Here is an 18,172-nt window from a genome sequence, read left to right as displayed (position 1 = left end):
AAAACCATAATTCCCTTTCATTACAAGCTTTATCGATTTATTTACTCTAACACGCCAGCATTTCTATCGGCTAAAAATAGACTAAAAGTCTATAATTTTGCGCTTTTAAAACAAAGCATTAAAGAAATATCAGTTTCTCTCGATAACATAGTTATATCCATTAATGATGCGTATTCAATGAACATTAGAGAGATTGTCGAAACCCAAATTACCCACTCTACCCAAAAGGGTAAAGCGGTATCTGGCAATCCACAATTTGCTTTGTTAATGAGCCTTTTTGCTCAACCCGGTCCAGCATTACAGAGCGCGCCCGACACGCTTTCACAACAAGAAGTTCACGCAGTTAATCGACCTATTCGCTTTTCTCATCATATTTCATCTAACCCTAGCGCTAATATAGCACTACTTAAAGCATTAGGTGAGGAGCCACTTGCGTTGGGGTTGGGTGAGAAATACGACCCAATAAAAAGTATTGAATCATTACTGCCACCCACTCAAGCTTGAATGACTCTATTTATAACTGAGCTGACACTGATTAAATAATCTATTCCATTCGAGCGCATGCCTTTTAGAAGCCATTTGATACCCTCCCCACACAGAGCCATCCCCTATCATAGACCATTGCTGCAAAAAACGATTAAAGTCACTAGATAACGGCTGAGTTTGCTCTCTTAATGCATTTAAAACAGGCAGCACATTAAAAGCCACTCTATTAATCCTAGCCATATAAGGCTGTAATTTTTCGATGTAATGGCGCTTAAATTGCTGTTTTAGAAACAGGATAGGCTTACCACAAAACGCTTCATTCGCCTCTATCATCTGAAGCGCATTTGAAATTTGATTCAAATTAGAACTTATCAAACGCAAGGTTTGCAATAATCTTCCCGCGTATTCACTTTGGTAGATGGTTTGAAAGTGACCCTCTAGCTCTGCCGAACTTAATTGAGGTATTGTATTTAAATTTGTTTGTACTCGTTGTAAATAAGAAAATGCCGATTGTAGCGGCAAGAATGATGATTCATGAGGAGACATAGAGATAATACCGTTAGAGAGACTAAAAAAAGCCTCACTTTCTTCTCCCGCCCACAGGCTATTCGCAAAGGCTCTAGTCAGCTCTTTTTGCTTAACATGTCTGATGCTTAATAACTCGGCTCTAAGGGAGTCAGAATCGATTTGGCAAGTATCAATTGCATGGATTAAATTCAATTCATACAATAACCTCTGGCTGTCAGGCATAACTTTACCTAGAATGCTATTTTTATAACCAACGACTGACCCGATACTGCATTGCTGTAAAGAGAGAAAATCTAATACACTAATATCAAACTGAGTTAATTCAGATCGCCTATCGTTAAGTGAAGGTAAAGGAAGAGGCTGAACAAGTGCCTTCAATGGCGGTAAATCAAACCATCGAGACCTACTTAGATCACTTTTATAATCATCAAAACTTTGCTGGACCGCATGTTGAGAGTCACAGCCCAAGAATAAAAAGAAACCACAATATAAAAACAATCTATAAAGTTTTCTCACACTGAAAACACCCATTTAAGTGTAAAATTAGTCAACCAAATCGAGACTGTTATGGTACAAAAAAATAATCCGTTACATGGAATAAAATTAGAACAAATTCTAGTTGAACTTGAAAATACATTAGGCTGGGAAGAAATGGCGATTCGAGTGCCCATTAACTGCTTTCAAACAGACCCAAGCATTAAGTCTAGTTTAAAATTTTTACGTCGCACACAATGGGCAAGAGATAAGGTCGAAAACTTATATTTGGAAGTAACCACAGATAAATAATCTTTTTCTATTTAAAAGGAATAAGCCATTCACTTACTCCTTTTAAATAAATCCGAAAATATTTTTATATTATCGACGGCGTTTAGCAATCTCTTCAGTTAATTCTTCAAAACTTTTTTCAGCTTGAAATTTCTGAAATAAAGCCTGCTCATTATTCATAGAAGTTCTAAGTAACTCTTTCGCTATTGAGTCAACGCCTGAAGGATCTAGCCCTACGAGAACAACAATGCCACCTGTTGGTGTTGGCATTTGGCGAATGATTTTAGAACCGATTAGCGTTTGGTCTGTAATTTGCTTAGTTACAGCGGTATTTACACGATCAACCGTTTCGGAATCACCCGCTCCGGTTGTCTCAGCATATTGCTTAATCATATTTTCAATGTCTAAACTTAATACTTGAGCTAGCTCTACTCTAGCGGCAGTAGAAGCCATTTGTTTCATAAAATTAGGACCGGCAACTGACTTATCACTGTAACCAACAGCCGCCAATTCAACACCTTCAATTGGCGCGCCACAGACCCAAGCAGGTGCCTCTACATTAGAGCCATCTGCAAATAAGCATTCTGCAACAGGTGCCTTTTCTGGAGTAGAGCTACACCCTACTAAAACCAGAGCCCCACACAACATTGTCGAGAATGTTGCCTTTGTATTTCTAGCCATTAACTTTCTCCTGAAAAATAACTCATAACTACTAAATGTCGTAATATTTATAAAAGCTTAGCAGCCATTAACAAAAAAGGCATCAATACATTGTATTGATGCCTTTTATAATCAGTCAAGAAAAGTAATTACTCTGCCGCAGCAAAAGCAATTTTCTCTTCTTCAGTTACGTCTTTCATAGATAATTTGATACGACCACGTGCATCAACATCCAATACTTTAACAATAACTTCTTGTCCTTCTTTCAAAAAGTCTGAAACAGCACGGATACGCTCATCAGCAATTTGTGAAATATGAACCAAACCATCTTTACCAGGTAAGATGTTAACAAATGCACCGAACTCAGCTAAACGAGCGACAGTACCTTTATAAATCTTATCCACTTCAGCTTCCGCTGTAATTTCGTAAATACGAACTAGAGCCGCATCAGATGACGCTTTATCTGCTGCAAAAATACGTACTGTACCATCATCATCTAGATCAATCGAAGCTCCCGTTAGTTCGGTAATAGAGCGGATTGTTGCACCACCTTTACCAATAACGTCACGGATTTTTTCAGGATCAATTTTGATGCTAGCCATAGAGGGTGCATTTGGAGAAACTTCTGGGCGAGCATAACCAATCACTGTTGCCATTTCACGAAGGATATGAACACGTGCATCGCGCGCTTGGCTCAATGCAATATCCATAATTTCTTCGTTGATACCTTCAATTTTGATATCCATTTGAAGCGCTGTAATACCTTCAGAAGTACCCGCTACTTTAAAGTCCATATCGCCTAGATGATCTTCATCACCCAAGATATCAGTTAATACAGCAAAACCATCGTCTTCTTTGATAAGACCCATTGCAATACCCGCAACAGGAGCTTTAAGTGGAACACCCGCATCCATCATAGACAAACTCGCACCACAAACAGAAGCCATTGAGCTTGAGCCGTTTGATTCTGTAATTTCAGAAACGATACGAATTGTATATGGGAATTCGTCTTCACTTGGCAGCACAGCTTGAACACCGCGACGAGCCAAACGACCGTGACCGATTTCACGACGACCAACACCACCCATGCGACCACATTCACCTACAGAGTATGGAGGGAAGTTATAGTGCAACATAAAGCTGTCTTTGCTTTCGCCAGTTAGACCATCTGTCATTTGTGAATCACGGCTTGTACCTAATGTACAAGTTGCAATCGCTTGAGTTTCACCACGTGTAAACAAAGCCGAGCCGTGAGTTTTGCTCAACAGACCCACTTCAACATTAATTGGACGAACCGTCTTATTGTCGCGACCGTCAATACGAGGTTGACCATCGATAACACGACGACGAACAGTGCGTTTTTCTAATTTAGAAAATGCACCAGTAACGTCAGCCTCTGTAAATTCACCTTCTTCAGTAACCAATGCGGCAACCGCGGCATCACGTACTTCACCTAGTTTAGTATAACGAGCCATTTTCTCGCTAATACCATATGCTTCTTCAATTTGTGCTGCATAACCTGTTGCTAATGCTTCTGTTAAAGAAACGTTTACTGCATCCGCTTCCCACTCCCAACGAGGCTTACCCGCTTCAGCTGCAAATTCAGCAACTGCAGAAATAGCTACTTGCATTTCTTTGTGGGCAAACAGAACCGCACCTAGCATTTCATCTTCAGTCAGCTCTTGCGCTTCAGACTCAACCATCAATACAGCATCTTTAGTACCAGCCACCACCATGTCTAGTAAAGAAGAGTCTAAATCACTGTAGCTTGGGTTTAAGATGTAACCAGATTCGTCATTAAAGCCTACACGTGCAGCACCAATCGGTCCATTAAATGGAATACCCGATATTGTTAGCGCTGCCGACGTTGCGATCATAGCAGCGATATCTGCGTCTAAATTCGTGTTTGTTGACATAACCGTACAAACAACTTGAACTTCATTCATGAACCCTTTAGGGAACAATGGACGAATTGGACGGTCGATTAAACGAGAAGTAAGCGTTTCTTTTTCAGAAGGACGGCCTTCACGTTTTAAGAAACCACCAGGAATTTTACCTACAGCGTAAGCACGCTCTTGGTAGTGAACGGATAATGGGAAAAAATCTTGACCCGCTTTTGCTGATTTCGCACCGACAACAGTAGCAAGTACTTGTGCATCACCAATAGTACAAAGAACGGCACCCGTTGCTTGACGCGCAATTCGACCTGTTTCTAAAACAACAGTATCGTTACCAAATTGAAAAGTTTTTGTCGTAATACTCACATATATTCCTTTTAAAAATTTAAATGGATTGATCCCAAAGACAATCTTTTTAAGCCAGTACTCAAATTATTTCTTTTATAGTCGTTAAACTCTTTTCGGTCCAACAAAAAACAATATGAAGTACAGGCTGCCCTCTGGGAGATCAATAAAAAAAGGCCATAGTAAACTATGGCCCTTTATAAAGTCTTAGCGACGTAGACCTAGTTTTTTAATCAAACCAGTATAACGTGCTGCATCTTTACGTTTTAGGTAATCCAACAACTTACGACGTTGGTTTACCATGCGGATTAAACCGCGACGAGAATGATGGTCATGGATATGAGATTTGAAGTGACCTTGTAGGCCTTCAATGTTCTTAGTTAGCAATGCAACTTGAACTTCTGGTGAACCAGTATCACCTTCAGCCACTTGAAACTCTTTTACCAATGCTGCTTTTGCTTCTGCAGTCAAAGCCATAATCTTATCTCCAATTATAATATGCTATTAAATATATAGGGTGTCCGAGCATATTTTCAGCCATCCTAAGAGTTGGATTATATCACTATGTTTAGGTCAATTCACTGGTATTAATCAAACGATGAGGCTTAATTAACAAACCCTTTATGGACCCTAAACCAAGGAATCTGTTATCCACTTCTGAAAAAAGACGAATCAATTCTGTACCCGGCAATTCTTCAGAAAGAGCAACCGCTCTACCAAACAGAATATCACGTGTTTGTGACTCTGAAAAAACAACAGCAGGCAAGTAATCAACTGCAGAATCCATGGGTAAAAGCATTTCATCTAAAGCCTCTTCACCGTCACTTTCAAGAAGGCTTTCCAGGGATTCAAGAGTCATCATATTTTCTGGTTGGTAAGAAGCGGAAGAAACCCGATGTAAAGCATCCAAATGAGCGCCACAACCTAAAGCTTCACCAATATCCTCACCAATGGTTCTAATGTAAGTGCCTTTAGAACAAGAAATATCCAATGTCAGGGTATCTTCAGTTCGTTCAATTAGCGTTAAATTACTAATATGAACAGAACGGCGTTTACGCTCTATGACAACACCTTGACGAGCATATTCATACAAAGGCTTACCTTCGTGCTTTAACGCTGAATACATCGGAGGAATTTGCTCTATATCACCACGAAAACGATCCAGCAGTATTTCAAGATCATCATCAGAAATGGAAGGAATCGCTTCTTGAGTCAGGATATCACCTTCTTTATCACCCGTTGTAGTACGGACACCTAAAGAGATGCGGGTTTGATAGCGTTTATTAGAATCCAATAAAAATTGAGAAAACTTAGTCGCCTCACCAAAGCAAAGAGGTAACATACCGGTGGCTAGAGGGTCTAGCGCACCAGTATGACCGGCTTTTTCTGCTCGAAATAGACGTCGAACACGCTGTAATGCTTGGTTTGAACTAAGTCCTAAAGGTTTATTTAATAGCACAATGCCATTAACAGTACGCCACTTAGTTTTTGCCATTGATTACCTTATTCATCATTGCTGTCTGAATGCTTACTGTCTGCACGTACAGCTTCATCAATTAAGGCTGACATACGGGCGCCATTCAGAACACTATTATCATAATGAAAACGTAAATGCGGCATAATACGCAATTTTACTTCTTGAGATAAACGACGACGCAGAAAGTTCTTAGCACTGTCCAGGGCAACCTGATTCTCTGCTAATTTTTCTGGCTTATCATCCATACCCAATACTGTGTAATAAATATCAGCGTAGCCTAAATCTTTTGCCACTCTAACTTCATTAATAGTAACTAAACCAAGTCTGGGGTCTTTTACTTCGAATTGTATAATAGAAGCCAGCTCCTTTTGGAGCTGGTCACCAATCCGACTAGTACGACTAAATTCGCCTGCCATGATCTAATCCTATTAAAGTGTACGAGCCACTTCGATGGTTTCAAAGACTTCTATTTTGTCGCCTTCTTTAACATCGTTGTAGTTCTTAACACCGATACCACATTCCATACCTTGACGAACATCATTTACGGCATCTTTAAAGCGACGTAATGATTCAAGCTCACCTTCGTAGATAACAACGTTATCACGAAGAACACGAATTTGTTTGCTGCGATATACGGTTCCATCCAGAACCATACAGCCCGCAATCAAGCCAAATTTAGGCGAACGGAATACATCGCGAACTTCTGCAGTACCTAAGATTTCTTCACGTAGATCAGGAGATAACATTCCTGATAACGCCGACCTAACATCATCAATGATGTTATAAATGATACTGTAATAGCGAAGGTCCACACTTTCACGTTCAATAAATTGCTTAGCAGAGGCATCCGCACGAACGTTAAAACCGAAGATTACGGCATCTGAAGCTAATGCCAACGAAGCATCGGTTTCAGTGATGCCGCCAACACCATTAGAGATAATATTGACACGCACTTCATCTGTACTTAGGTCATTCAAAGATTTCATCAATGCTTCAAGAGAACCACGCACATCCGCTTTAATCACCACGTTAAGCGTACGAACTTCGTCTTTACCCATTTCTGAGAATAAGTTTTCAAGTTTGGCAGAATGTTGACGAGCAAAACGAACTTCACGGTATTTACCTTGGCGGAAGTTTGCCACTTCACGGGCTTTACGCTCGTCAGCAACAACAATAAACTCTTCACCCGCTTCAGGTGTTCCGTCCAAACCAAGGATTTCAACAGGGATAGACGGTCCAGCTTCAGAGATCGGCTTGCCATTTTCGTCAAGTAACGCTCGAACACGACCCATTTGCAAGCCAGCAAGAACAATATCACCTTTGCGTAAAGTACCGTTTTGAACCAATAGTGTAGCCACAGAACCACGTCCACGATCTAGACGAGATTCAACAACAACGCCCTTACCAGGAGAACTAGGAACGGCCATTAATTCTAATACTTCAGATTCAAGCAATACCGCTTCTAGAAGCGCTTCAATACCTTCACCCGTTTTCGCTGACACACCAATAAACTGGATATTGCCGCCCCATTCTTCAGGAACAACTTCTTTGGCAACTAATTCATTTTTGACACGATCGATGTCCGCACCATCTTTATCTATCTTAGTAATCGCGACAACCATTGGAACGCCAGCCGCTTTAGCATGCTGAATCGCTTCTTCGGTTTGAGGCATAACACCATCATCCGCAGCACATACTAGAATAACAATGTCTGTTGCTTTCGCTCCACGGGCACGCATTGCTGTAAAAGCCGCATGTCCTGGAGTATCTAAGAAACTGATCATGCCATGAGGCGTTTCAACGTGATATGCACCAATATGCTGTGTAATACCACCAGACTCACCCGCTGCAACACGAGTAGTACGAATGTAATCAAGTAATGATGTTTTACCATGGTCTACGTGACCCATTACCGTTACTACTGGAGCTCGTTTAATTGACTCACCTTCGTAATCAATCGCTTCAATCATGTCATTTTCGACAGCATTTTCATCGATGTATTTTACTTTATGGCCCATTTCTTCAATAACAAGGGTTGCCGTATCACGATCAATTGTTTGGTTAATCGTCGCCATAGCGCCCATTTTAAACATAATCTTAATAACTTCAGCGCCTTTTACCGACATTTTCTCGGCAAGATCAGCAACGGTGATGCTTTCAGGAATAGCGACTTCATGAATAATTGGGGCCGTCGGTTTTTGGAAGCCATGCTCTTGCTTAGAAGGACGTTTACGCTTCAATTTACCGCCGCGACGACCGAATTCATCATCCCCAGAAAGGCTAATTTTATTTGAGCGTTTGTTATCTGAGTTGTAACGCCCTTTCGGTTTATTATCTTGTTTAGCAGCGCCTTTTTTACCTTTAGAAGCCGAATCATTGTCACCTGCTGGCGCGCTTACTTTTTTCGATACTGGCTTAGGTTTTTTAACTGTTTCCACGGGCTCGTCCGCTCCTATTTTGGAGATGTACGTCTCCGGTGCATTACTTACTTCAGATTTAGAATTCGATTTTTCTGCTTCTAATCTAGCTTTTTCTTCTGCTTCAGCTTTTTCTTTCGCTGCCGCTTTTTCAGCTTCTAGCTTCTCAGCCGCCGCCTTCTCAGCTTCTGCTTTTAGCTCAGCTTCTTTACGTGCTTGTTCTTCTGCTAAAATACGCGCTTCTTCAGCTTGTCGTTTTTCTAGTAATTCTTGTTGAAGACCTTCATCGCCTTCACTACGTTTAGCATAGGTGCGTTTTTTACGAACTTCAACATTAACGATTTTATTGTCGCCGCCTTTTAGCGTACTCGTTTTCTTACGTTGTAATGTAATACGCTGAGATCCCTCATCCTGATCACCGTGAGAACGCTTTAAGTGGTTCAATAATACCTGTTTTTCAGTGTCAGATACTTCTTGATCTCCACTAGAATGAGAAAGACCAGCTTCCTTCATCTGAGCAAGAAGCTTCTCGACTGGCGTATTGACCAATTCGGATAGTAATTTTACGGTTTGAACTGTCATTAAGTTCCCCCTTTCCACTCAGATTATTCGGATTCAGCAAACCAAGGTGCACGTGCTGTCATTATTAGTGTCGAGGCTCTCTCTTCACTCATTTCTTCAATATCGATTAAGTCATCAACAGATTGCTCCGCTAAATCTTCCATCGTGATTACACCTTTTGATGCCAAGACAAGTGCTAAATGATTGTCCATACCTTCCATTTCTAAAAGGTCTGCGGCCGGTTTTGCTTCATCCAACTGTTCTTCAGCTTGAAGAGCGATATTTAACAATGCTTCTTTTGCTCTTGTACGCAACTCGTTGACAAGGTCTTCATCAAAGTCATCGATATCCAACATTTCTTCCATTGGTACGTAAGCAATTTCTTCTAGTGTCGCAAAGCCTTCGTTAGCCAATTGCTCAGCTAAATCATCATCTATATCCAAATGCTGTACAAAAAGGTCAATGAGTTTATTCGACTCTTCTTGTTGTTTGGCAACAGCATCTTCACTCGTCATGACATTTAATGTCCAACCAGTGAGTGTTGAGGCTAAACGTACGTTCTGGCCATTACGACCAATGGCTTGAGCCAAATTATCGGCATTAACAGCAACGTCCATTGAATGAGTGTCTTCATCAATGACTATCGAATCTACTTCTGCTGGCGCCATAGCGTTAATAACCAGTTGAGCAGGGTTATCATCCCACAAAACAATATCAACACGCTCACCATTCATTTCATTCGATACCGCTTGTACACGAGCACCACGCATACCAACACAGGCACCGATCGGATCGATTCTGCGATCGTTCGTTTTTACAGCAATTTTAGCACGCAAGCCTGGATCACGAGCCGCGCCACGAATTTCAATCACCTCTTCAGATACTTCAGGCACTTCCAATCGGAAAAGCTCTATCAAGAAAGAGGAATGATTTCGAGTCAATACTAATTGAGCACCACGACCTTCATCGCGGATTTCAAGTAATAATGCACGGATACGATCATTAATACGGAAAGTTTCACGCCCGATTAATTGGTCTTTAGGGATAACCGCTTCAGCATTTTCACCTAAATCAACAATTAAACTATCACGCGTAACCTTTTTAACCTGGCCGTGAACAAGACGACCTACTTTTTCAGCATAACGAGCAACCATTTTTGCACGTTCTGCTTCACGCACTTTTTGTACGATAACTTGTTTCGCAGTTTGTGCTGCAATACGTCCAAAAGATTCAGACTCAATCTCTTCTTCATAGAATTCACCGATTAAAATTGGAAGATTACGCTCCTCCATATCATCAATCGTCAATTCATTAACTGGATCAGCATAATCTTCATCAGCCACAATAGACCACTGACGAAATGTTTTATAATCGCCCGTACGCTGATCTATAGAAACTCGAATCAATACTTCGTCTGTAAAACGGCGCTTTGCCGCACTTGCTAGGGCAATTTCAACCGCTTCGAAAATGACTTGCTTAGGCACATCTTTTTCATTAGAAACAGCTTCAACCACCAAAAGAATTTCTTTACTCATTCTTTTAGCCTCTCTTTAAAAAGTTAAATATTAAAATTGTGGAACCAAATTTGCTTTTTCAATTAAATCGATAGGCAAAAGGTATTCTTCTTGATCAACACGAATGACCACATCATCATTTTCAAGAGCGGTTAATAGCCCCTTAAATTTACGACGACCATCAAATGGAACACGTAAACGAAGTGAAATAATGGATCCAATATATTTTTCATATTGACTTAAATTAAACAGAGGTCGATCCAACCCTGGAGAAGAAACTTCTAAGTTGTACTCTCCTGTTATAGGGTCTTCAACATCTAAAATAGAGCTAGCCTGACGACTTACTTTCGCGCAGTCATCAACACTAATGCCACTTTCCAGATCTGTTTCAATAAAAATTCTTAGTACGGAATCTTTACCCTGAGCTAGGTACTCCATCCCCCAGAACTCATAACCCAAGCCTTCAACAACTGGGCGAATCAGATCTTCTAACACGGTATATTTTCCAGACAATCACTTTCTCCGAAAACAATCTAAATTCAGAAACAAAAAACGGGCTCTAGGCCCATTCATTCACAGTACAGATAATAAAAAACCCCATATAGGGGCTCTTAATTCGAAAATAAATCAAAAATGATCAACTTTCGTCATAAACATAAATAAACCACTGAGATTATTCATCGCAGTTTACCTAGGTAGCGTAAACCTGAAACAATCAAGTCTATCAAATAATCTTGTGCGATATTATACACAAAAAAATCAATTGTACAAATGGTACCGATGGCCGGACTCGAACCGGCACAGCCTTAGGCCACCACCCCCTCAAGGTGGCGTGTCTACCAATTCCACCACATCGGCACTATAACTCTTTACATATCAAAGAGTTCACACTTACACTAATCTACTGAAGGTAAATCAGTGCTTTCACTCACTTGATCAGTACCAAGCTGAGGAATATCTACTGAATTAGTATCTTCAATTGCCGCAGGAATAAAGTCAACAGCTCCTGAGATACTATTTGCCTTTTCACTTGCTACAAACGCCAAAGCAAAGCTTGTCAAAAAGAAAACCAAAGCAAAAAATGCAGTTAAGCGACCAAAGAAACTACTACCACCTTGACTACCAAATACAGTTTGAGATGCGCCACTGCCACCACCAAAGGAAGCACCTGCATCAGCCCCCTTACCTTGCTGAAGAAGAACAAGAGCAACAATCGCAATAGCAGCCAATACGTGAACAATTAAAATTATAGTTTCCATTATATCAACCTGCGGATTTAATAATACCAACAAACTCTTCAACTATTAGTGATGCGCCACCAACTAATGCCCCATCAATATCAGGCATCGCAAACAGCTCTTCACTGTTACTGGCTTTAACACTTCCACCATAAAGAATTTGAACTTTTTTAGCAATTTCAGAATCCTGAGTCGCTATGTGCTTTCTAACAAACTCATGCACATCCTGAGCCTGCTGAGCTGTAGCCGATAACCCCGTACCAATAGCCCATACGGGTTCGTAAGCAACTACAACTTTTTCAAAATTAGAAATACCTACTTCGCTTAACACTGCATTAATCTGTTTTGCACAGACTAACAATGTTTGCTCCGATTGCCTTTCTTCTAACGTCTCACCAATACATAAAATTGGTATCAATCCAGACTCGATAATTGCCTTTGTTTTTTCAGCAACAATCCCATCCGTTTCACCATAGTGAGTTCGTCTTTCTGAGTGCCCAACTAACACATATTCAACACCTAGGTCTTTCAACATACCAAGTGATGTTTCACCGGTATATGCACCTGACGCATATTGCGAACTATTCTGTGCAGCCAAAGATACTTGTGCACCTTTTACCATAGCGCTAACCTGAGATAAGTAAGCAAATGGTGGAGCAACAATCACAAGAGAATTCTCTGACTCAATTCCGGCAAACACACCCTTCAAAAGTTGTTCATTAGACTCTAATGAACCATTCATTTTCCAGTTACCTGCTACAATTTTTTTACGAGTCATATCAACACCCTTAAATTTGAGGCGCTCATTCTAAGGAAATGAGCGCTGAGTTTCAAGCATTACTTCACAGCATTTCAAATTGTTAACGATTTATCCCTCTAAACCGACTGCCGCTTCAACTTCATTTACTAAATACTCGATTAATTCATCAACCACATCAGAATCTCGACCTTCAACCATAACCCTAATGAGCGGTTCCGTGCCTGACGCTCTTAACAGAACTCGCCCTAAACCATTTAACTTTTCATTAGCAACAGCAATCGCTTTTTGCAATGCCGGGACATCCGTTGGTTCAAAACGTTTCTTAACTCGAATATTTTTTAGCTTTTGCGGAAATTTGGTTAAACCAACCAATAACTCGTCTAGACCTTTACCTTCTTCCACCATAGCTTGAAGAACTTGTAGCGCGGCGACAATACCATCCCCAGTAGTAGTGATTGAGCGACATACAATATGACCTGATGGCTCCCCTCCTAAACTCCAACCATGCTGAGTCAGTTTTTCATTGACATAACGATCTCCAACAGCGGCTCGACTAAAACCAATACCCTCTTTAGAGAACGCCAACTCAAGCCCAAAATTACTCATCAGAGTGCCAACAACACCACCACTGAAACGCCCAGTTTTCATTAGATGAGTCGCTATAATAAAGAGAACATCATCACCGTCACGAACTCTTCCTAGCTTATCTACCAAAATTAACCGATCGCCATCACCATCAAGAGCGATTCCCATATCTGCTTTTTCAGCCAGTACCCTTTGCTGCAACAATTCTGGTTTTGTTGCTCCACTATGCTCATTTATATTCAGACCATCAGGACTGATTCCCAATGGAATAACATCTGCACCAAGCTCATTGAAAACCCTCGGCGCAACATGATAGGTTGCGCCATCAGCGCAATCTACAACTAGTTTCAAACCGGACAACTGCAACCCTATCGGCAAAGTCCCCTTACAGTATTCAATATAACGACCAGCTGCATCATCAATACGCTTTGCCCGACCAATTAAATTTGATTCAACAACCTCTAAAGGTTGATCAAGATAGTATTCTATTAGCTCCTCTACCTCATCTGATAACTTAGTCCCTTCAGGAGAAAAGAACTTAAACCCATTATCTGTGTGAGGATTATGCGAGGCACTGATAACAATTCCCGCACTGGCACGAAAAGTCCGAGTCAAATATGCAATAGCAGGAGTCGGCATAGGACCAACCAAACGAACATCTACTCCAGCAGCAACAATACCAGCCTCTAAAGCGGACTCAAACATATAGCCCGAAATACGAGTGTCTTTACCAATGACAATTTTTTTGCCTTGATCTTTAAAGACTTTTCCTGCTGCCCAGCCCAACTTTAATATAAACTCAGGAGTTATCGCACCTTCACCAACACGGCCACGAATACCGTCGGTACCAAAATATTTACGCATAATTAAAACTCTTGTTTAATTCGAGACATCATAGTCAATAGATCTGCATGAGACCTAACATCATGTACTCTAAAAATAGACGCACCCCTTTCAAAGGATGATGCATGAATACCCAATGAACCAAATAACCTGTCTTCGACCGGTCGATTCAATACATCACCTATTAAGGTCTTTCGTGATGCACCAACCAGTACAGGCCACTTTAGATTAACCAACTTATCAAGTTGATTCAAAAGTATTAAATTATGATCTTTAGTTTTACCGAAACCAATCCCTGGATCTAGTATAATGTTATTAGGAAGGACTCCTGAAGAAATACACTCATAAGCCCTATCATTCAAGTATCCAAAAACCTCTTCTACGACGGATTCATACCTAGGATTTTTTTGCATAGTATTCGGCGCCCCTTGCATATGCATGAGACAAACGGGCAATTGCGTTTTTACTGCTGCAGCTAACGCCCCATCCTTTGATAGCGCTCGAACATCATTAATGAGCCCAGCTCCAACCAAAGCAGACTCAATCATCACCTCTGCTTGACTGGTATCCACTGAAACAACAACATCAAAACGTGCCTTAATTGCCTCGACAACGGGAACAACGCGATCAAGCTCCTCCGACAAACTAACAAAATCCGCTCCAGGTCGTGTAGATTCACCACCAACATCAATCATGGTTGCACCATCATTTATCATCAATTCAACGTGAGCCAATGCCCTATCGAAATTGACAAACATACCACCATCAGAAAATGAATCCGGAGTAACATTTAGAATCCCCATAATATGAGGAAGGGATAAGTCTAGCGACTTATCCCCAAAACACATCATTGACATGATAGAACCTTAACTCCTTTTAACTAGCGATCATTTGGAGCGTCATGTCTATTTAAATTAGCCACATTTGGTGGAGGCGTATTCTCAGATCGAGGCGCATCGTCCACTTTGACCTCTTCTGTATTTACGGACTCCGAAGACTCTCCACCTGCCCCAGAATCTTTATCCGCTGGCTCTGACCAACCTTCTGGTGGTGATGGTTTTTTACCTTCCATAATCTCTTTAATCTGCTTAGCGTCTATTGTTTCATATTGCATAAGCGCTTCAGCCATCACATCTAGTTTATCCCTGTTATCAACAAGAATCTGGGTAGATCTAGCATAGCAACGACTAATAATATCTTGCACTTCAGCATCAATAATCTTCCCCGTCTCAGGAGAGAAATAGTTAGCTTTACTACCTGTAGGCGCAGCAACAAAGCCACCGCTATTATCATCTTCTTCGTAAGCAAATGGACCTAATGCTTCCGATAAGCCCCATTTAGTTACCATATTTCTAGCTATGCTAGTGGCACGCTCGATATCATTAGACGCCCCCGTAGAAACGCCATCAAATCCATGAATCATTTCTTCGGCAATACGACCACCATATAGACTACACACTTGCCCTTCTAAGCCACGCTTACTAATGCTGTATTTATCTTCTTCAGGTAGATACATAGTGACACCCAAAGCTCGTCCACGAGGAATAATAGTCACTTTATAAACAGGATCATGTTCAGGCATTAAATAACCAACAATGGCATGCCCAGCTTCATGATAAGCCGTATTTAACTTATCTTCTTCTTTCATGACCATAGTCTTACGTTCAGCACCCATAAGAATCTTATCTTTCGCGAGCTCAAGCATTTCCATATTCACAACACGACGATTTGAACGTGCAGCAAATAAAGCGGCTTCATTCACTAGGTTCGCTAATTCAGCACCAGAGAAACCAGGAGTACCACGAGCAATATTCTTCGGCTCGACATCATCATCGCAAGGTACTTTACGCAAATGCACCTTTAGAATTTGCTCACGTCCACGAATGTCTGGCAAACCCACCTGCACTTGGCGGTCAAAACGCCCTGGTCTAAGCAATGCAGGATCTAATACATCAGGACGGTTAGTTGCGGCAATAACAATAACCCCTTCATTACCTTCAAAACCATCCATTTCAACAAGCAGCTGATTTAGCGTTTGTTCTCGCTCGTCATTACCGCCACCCATGCCAGAACCACGGTTGCGACCAACAGCGTCAATTTCATCAATAAATATGATACATGGAGCATGCTTTTTAGCTTGTTCGAACATGTCACGCACACGAGATGCACCCACACCAACAAACATCTCGACAAAATCTGAACCAGAAATAGTAAAGAAAGGCACTTTTGCTTCACCAGCGATGGCCTTTGCAAGCAAGGTTTTACCTGTTCCTGGAGGACCACACATTAAGATACCACGAGGAATTTTACCGCCTAAGCGCTGAAATTTGCTTGGCTCACGCAAAAAGTCAACTAACTCTTTCGTGTCCTCTTTTGCTTCATCACAACCTGCGACATCCGCAAACGTTGTTTTAATTTGATCTTCAGGTAACAGACGGGCCTTTGATTTACCAAAAGCCATTGGACCACCTTTACCGCCTCCACCGCCTTGCATTTGGCGCATGAAGAACATAAAAATCGCTAAAATAATCAGTATTGGGAAACCAGCCACCAAAAGCTGAGACCAAATACTTTGCCGCTCAGGCATACGACCTTCAACAACAACATTATTACTTAGCAAGTCATCCATAATTTTTGGATCCGCCGCTGCAGGACGCACTGTTTCAAATGTATCCCCACTAGTGCGGCTACCACTTATGGTATAACCATCCACAATAACTTTGGCGATGCGGCCGTCATGCACTTCTTTCACAAACTCAGAATAAGTTATGCGATTCGTATCAGGTGTATTATTAAAGTTGTTAAATACAGTTAATAGCACAGCCGCTATAACCAACCACAACAGTATATTTTTAAGCATATCGTTCAAGAGAACACCTCTTAACGGTTAGAATCAAAACCCAGATATCTCTGGATCACATTAAATTAACCTTTGTATTGCCTTCCAAGTAAATACACTTCACGACTTCTCGCCCTTGAAGCATCTGGTTTACGAGTAATGACACTAGCAAATTCTGACTTCATCGATTTCAAATAGTCATCGAATCCTTCCCCTTGAAAAACTTTCACAAGAAAGTTTCCACCAGGTCGTAATACTATTGTTGCCATTTCAAGTGCCAACTCGACAAGATACATAGCCTGTGGCTGATCTGATGCAGTATTACCACTCATATTGGGGGCCATATCTGAAATTACAAGATCGGCTTTCATATCTCCTATCTCAGATAAAATTTCCTCATAGACTTCCTGCTCGGTAAAATCCCCTTGTACAAAGCGAACTCCGGGCAATGGAGCCATTTCCAATATATCGGAAGCGACTATAGTACCACTATCACCAATTAATTTCGCGACCACTTGTGACCACCCACCAGGCGCCGCACCAAGGTCAACCACCTTCATTCCATGCTTGATTAATTTATCTTTTTCATTAATTTCCAACAACTTGAAGCTCGCACGAGAACGGTAGCCATCTTGCTGGGACTTCTTAACATATTGATCGTCGAAATGTTCTTTCATCCAACGTTCACTACTTTTTGATCTTGCCACTACTTCATGATACCTAAATTAGTTTATATTCCGCTATAATATCCCGTAACCTCGAAAGCCTCCAATAAAGAGGATCAACTAATATGAGAAATTTTAACTATGAGTTTAACAAACGTACAAAAAAAGCAATATCGCTTAATTGGCCATGCTCTTAATCCAGTTGTTATGATTGCTGGTAATGGCTTAACAGAAAATGTACTTACTGAAATCGACCGAGCGTTAGAAGACCACGAACTAATTAAAGTACGTTATAGCATAGCCGATCGAGAAATGCGTGATGAATTAATTGCGGAAACCAGTAAAATCATGAAATGCGAAATAGTACAAACGATCGGTAAAGTAGCATTACTGTACCGAGCCGCGTTAAAAGCGAACCCAAAATTGTCGAATCTATTAAGATAATTAATTAGACGCTTTCATTTTAAGGCTCTATTTTTTTATTAAATAGAGCCTTTTTAATGTTTTCTCACAACACACTTAGCCATACTCCTCGTCCATTTTTTGAAGCATCTAAAATTAATACCGCCTCAAGCATAAAATCCTCCTCAA

General features: G+C 40.9%; 18 protein-coding genes and 1 tRNA gene. 3 read left to right on the top strand and 16 right to left on the bottom strand.

The genetic code is table 11. The features are described 5' to 3' along the window. Positions 1–177: 177 nt before the first annotated feature. Complete coding sequence (locus O1D97_RS05645; protein ID WP_269123666.1) at positions 178–504, top strand: hypothetical protein; 327 nt, start codon at positions 178–180, stop codon at positions 502–504. 6 nt (positions 505–510) lie between these two features. On the opposite strand, the gene O1D97_RS05640 is transcribed toward O1D97_RS05645, so the two are convergent. Next, positions 511–1,530 (bottom strand): DUF3080 family protein, encoded by a 1,020-nt coding sequence (locus O1D97_RS05640; RefSeq protein WP_269123664.1) that lies wholly within the window; start codon positions 1,528–1,530, stop codon positions 511–513. A 51-nt stretch (positions 1,531–1,581) separates the two neighbouring features. Between O1D97_RS05640 and O1D97_RS05635 the strand changes: the two genes are divergently transcribed. Next, entirely contained in the window at positions 1,582–1,800 is a 219-nt protein-coding gene (locus O1D97_RS05635; RefSeq protein WP_269123662.1) for a VF530 family protein, read from the top strand. A 69-nt stretch (positions 1,801–1,869) separates the two neighbouring features. Here O1D97_RS05635 and O1D97_RS05630 read toward each other — a convergent pair whose 3' ends face one another. From O1D97_RS05630 to rlmE, 15 genes are all read right to left on the bottom strand, one after another. Further along, positions 1,870–2,460 carry an LPP20 family lipoprotein gene (locus O1D97_RS05630; protein ID WP_269123660.1) on the bottom strand — a complete coding sequence of 197 codons (591 nt, stop codon included), beginning with the start codon at positions 2,458–2,460 and terminating at the stop codon, positions 1,870–1,872. A gap of 128 nt (positions 2,461–2,588) precedes the next feature. Then, complete coding sequence (pnp, locus tag O1D97_RS05625) at positions 2,589–4,703, bottom strand: polyribonucleotide nucleotidyltransferase (protein ID WP_269123659.1); 2,115 nt, start codon at positions 4,701–4,703, stop codon at positions 2,589–2,591. Positions 4,704–4,889: 186 nt separating this feature from the next. Continuing rightward, positions 4,890–5,159, bottom strand: coding sequence for a 30S ribosomal protein S15 (gene rpsO / locus O1D97_RS05620; protein ID WP_191601069.1), 270 nt, complete (start codon positions 5,157–5,159; stop codon positions 4,890–4,892). A gap of 91 nt (positions 5,160–5,250) precedes the next feature. Continuing rightward, the gene (truB, locus tag O1D97_RS05615; RefSeq protein ID WP_269123657.1) at positions 5,251–6,177 is read right to left on the bottom strand and encodes a tRNA pseudouridine(55) synthase TruB; all 927 of its coding nucleotides are present in this window, start codon (positions 6,175–6,177) and stop codon (positions 5,251–5,253) included. An 8-nt stretch (positions 6,178–6,185) separates the two neighbouring features. Next, positions 6,186–6,575 carry a 30S ribosome-binding factor RbfA gene (gene rbfA, locus O1D97_RS05610; protein ID WP_269123655.1) on the bottom strand — a complete coding sequence of 130 codons (390 nt, stop codon included), beginning with the start codon at positions 6,573–6,575 and terminating at the stop codon, positions 6,186–6,188. Positions 6,576–6,587: 12 nt separating this feature from the next. Beyond that, positions 6,588–9,158, bottom strand: coding sequence for a translation initiation factor IF-2 (gene infB, locus O1D97_RS05605; RefSeq protein WP_269123653.1), 2,571 nt, complete (start codon positions 9,156–9,158; stop codon positions 6,588–6,590). 23 nt (positions 9,159–9,181) lie between these two features. Then, positions 9,182–10,672 (bottom strand): transcription termination factor NusA, encoded by a 1,491-nt coding sequence (nusA, locus tag O1D97_RS05600; RefSeq protein WP_269123650.1) that lies wholly within the window; start codon positions 10,670–10,672, stop codon positions 9,182–9,184. Positions 10,673–10,702: 30 nt separating this feature from the next. Continuing rightward, positions 10,703–11,164, bottom strand: a complete 462-nt coding sequence (gene rimP / locus O1D97_RS05595) for a ribosome maturation factor RimP (protein WP_269123648.1) — start codon at positions 11,162–11,164, stop codon at positions 10,703–10,705. Between the two features lie 259 nt (positions 11,165–11,423). Further along, positions 11,424–11,509 (bottom strand) — tRNA-Leu (locus tag O1D97_RS05590). Positions 11,510–11,547: 38 nt separating this feature from the next. Continuing rightward, positions 11,548–11,910, bottom strand: a complete 363-nt coding sequence (gene secG / locus O1D97_RS05585) for a preprotein translocase subunit SecG (RefSeq protein WP_269123647.1) — start codon at positions 11,908–11,910, stop codon at positions 11,548–11,550. 4 nt (positions 11,911–11,914) lie between these two features. Further along, positions 11,915–12,667, bottom strand: a complete 753-nt coding sequence (gene tpiA / locus O1D97_RS05580; protein ID WP_269123645.1) for a triose-phosphate isomerase — start codon at positions 12,665–12,667, stop codon at positions 11,915–11,917. 90 nt (positions 12,668–12,757) lie between these two features. Continuing rightward, on the bottom strand, positions 12,758–14,098 hold the full coding sequence (gene glmM / locus O1D97_RS05575) for a phosphoglucosamine mutase (protein ID WP_269123643.1): 1,341 nt from the start codon (positions 14,096–14,098) through the stop codon (positions 12,758–12,760). Positions 14,099–14,100: 2 nt separating this feature from the next. Continuing rightward, the gene (gene folP, locus O1D97_RS05570; protein WP_269123642.1) at positions 14,101–14,934 is read right to left on the bottom strand and encodes a dihydropteroate synthase; all 834 of its coding nucleotides are present in this window, start codon (positions 14,932–14,934) and stop codon (positions 14,101–14,103) included. Positions 14,935–14,957: 23 nt separating this feature from the next. Next, on the bottom strand, positions 14,958–16,937 hold the full coding sequence (ftsH, locus tag O1D97_RS05565; protein WP_269123641.1) for an ATP-dependent zinc metalloprotease FtsH: 1,980 nt from the start codon (positions 16,935–16,937) through the stop codon (positions 14,958–14,960). A gap of 65 nt (positions 16,938–17,002) precedes the next feature. After that, positions 17,003–17,623 carry a 23S rRNA (uridine(2552)-2'-O)-methyltransferase RlmE gene (gene rlmE, locus O1D97_RS05560; RefSeq protein WP_269123640.1) on the bottom strand — a complete coding sequence of 207 codons (621 nt, stop codon included), beginning with the start codon at positions 17,621–17,623 and terminating at the stop codon, positions 17,003–17,005. A gap of 99 nt (positions 17,624–17,722) precedes the next feature. Here rlmE and O1D97_RS05555 point away from each other — a divergent pair, with 99 nt between their 5' ends. Continuing rightward, positions 17,723–18,025 carry a YhbY family RNA-binding protein gene (locus tag O1D97_RS05555; protein WP_191601081.1) on the top strand — a complete coding sequence of 101 codons (303 nt, stop codon included), beginning with the start codon at positions 17,723–17,725 and terminating at the stop codon, positions 18,023–18,025. The last annotated feature ends 147 nt before the right edge of the window (positions 18,026–18,172 follow it).

The sequence above is a fragment of the Marinomonas phaeophyticola genome, from assembly GCF_026966905.1.
In the GTDB taxonomy this organism is placed as follows: domain Bacteria; phylum Pseudomonadota; class Gammaproteobacteria; order Pseudomonadales; family Marinomonadaceae; genus Marinomonas; species Marinomonas phaeophyticola.
This window is presented reverse-complemented; position numbering and strand designations above follow the sequence as displayed.

Excerpts from the sequence above, each read along its gene's own strand:
- infB (WP_269123653.1), bottom strand. The coding sequence starts at position 9,158 with ATGACAGTTCAAACCGTAAAATTACTATCCGAATTGGTCAATACGCCA.
- O1D97_RS05645 (WP_269123666.1), top strand. The coding sequence starts at position 178 with ATGAACATTAGAGAGATTGTCGAAACCCAAATTACCCACTCTACCCAA.
- nusA (WP_269123650.1), bottom strand. The coding sequence starts at position 10,672 with ATGAGTAAAGAAATTCTTTTGGTGGTTGAAGCTGTTTCTAATGAAAAA.
- truB (WP_269123657.1), bottom strand. The coding sequence starts at position 6,177 with ATGGCAAAAACTAAGTGGCGTACTGTTAATGGCATTGTGCTATTAAAT.
- glmM (WP_269123643.1), bottom strand. The coding sequence starts at position 14,098 with ATGCGTAAATATTTTGGTACCGACGGTATTCGTGGCCGTGTTGGTGAA.
- rbfA (WP_269123655.1), bottom strand. The coding sequence starts at position 6,575 with ATGGCAGGCGAATTTAGTCGTACTAGTCGGATTGGTGACCAGCTCCAA.
- ftsH (WP_269123641.1), bottom strand. The coding sequence starts at position 16,937 with ATGCTTAAAAATATACTGTTGTGGTTGGTTATAGCGGCTGTGCTATTA.
- O1D97_RS05630 (WP_269123660.1), bottom strand. The coding sequence starts at position 2,460 with ATGGCTAGAAATACAAAGGCAACATTCTCGACAATGTTGTGTGGGGCT.
- tpiA (WP_269123645.1), bottom strand. The coding sequence starts at position 12,667 with ATGACTCGTAAAAAAATTGTAGCAGGTAACTGGAAAATGAATGGTTCA.
- rpsO (WP_191601069.1), bottom strand. The coding sequence starts at position 5,159 with ATGGCTTTGACTGCAGAAGCAAAAGCAGCATTGGTAAAAGAGTTTCAA.
- secG (WP_269123647.1), bottom strand. The coding sequence starts at position 11,910 with ATGGAAACTATAATTTTAATTGTTCACGTATTGGCTGCTATTGCGATT.
- folP (WP_269123642.1), bottom strand. The coding sequence starts at position 14,934 with ATGTCAATGATGTGTTTTGGGGATAAGTCGCTAGACTTATCCCTTCCT.
- O1D97_RS05555 (WP_191601081.1), top strand. The coding sequence starts at position 17,723 with ATGAGTTTAACAAACGTACAAAAAAAGCAATATCGCTTAATTGGCCAT.
- O1D97_RS05635 (WP_269123662.1), top strand. The coding sequence starts at position 1,582 with ATGGTACAAAAAAATAATCCGTTACATGGAATAAAATTAGAACAAATT.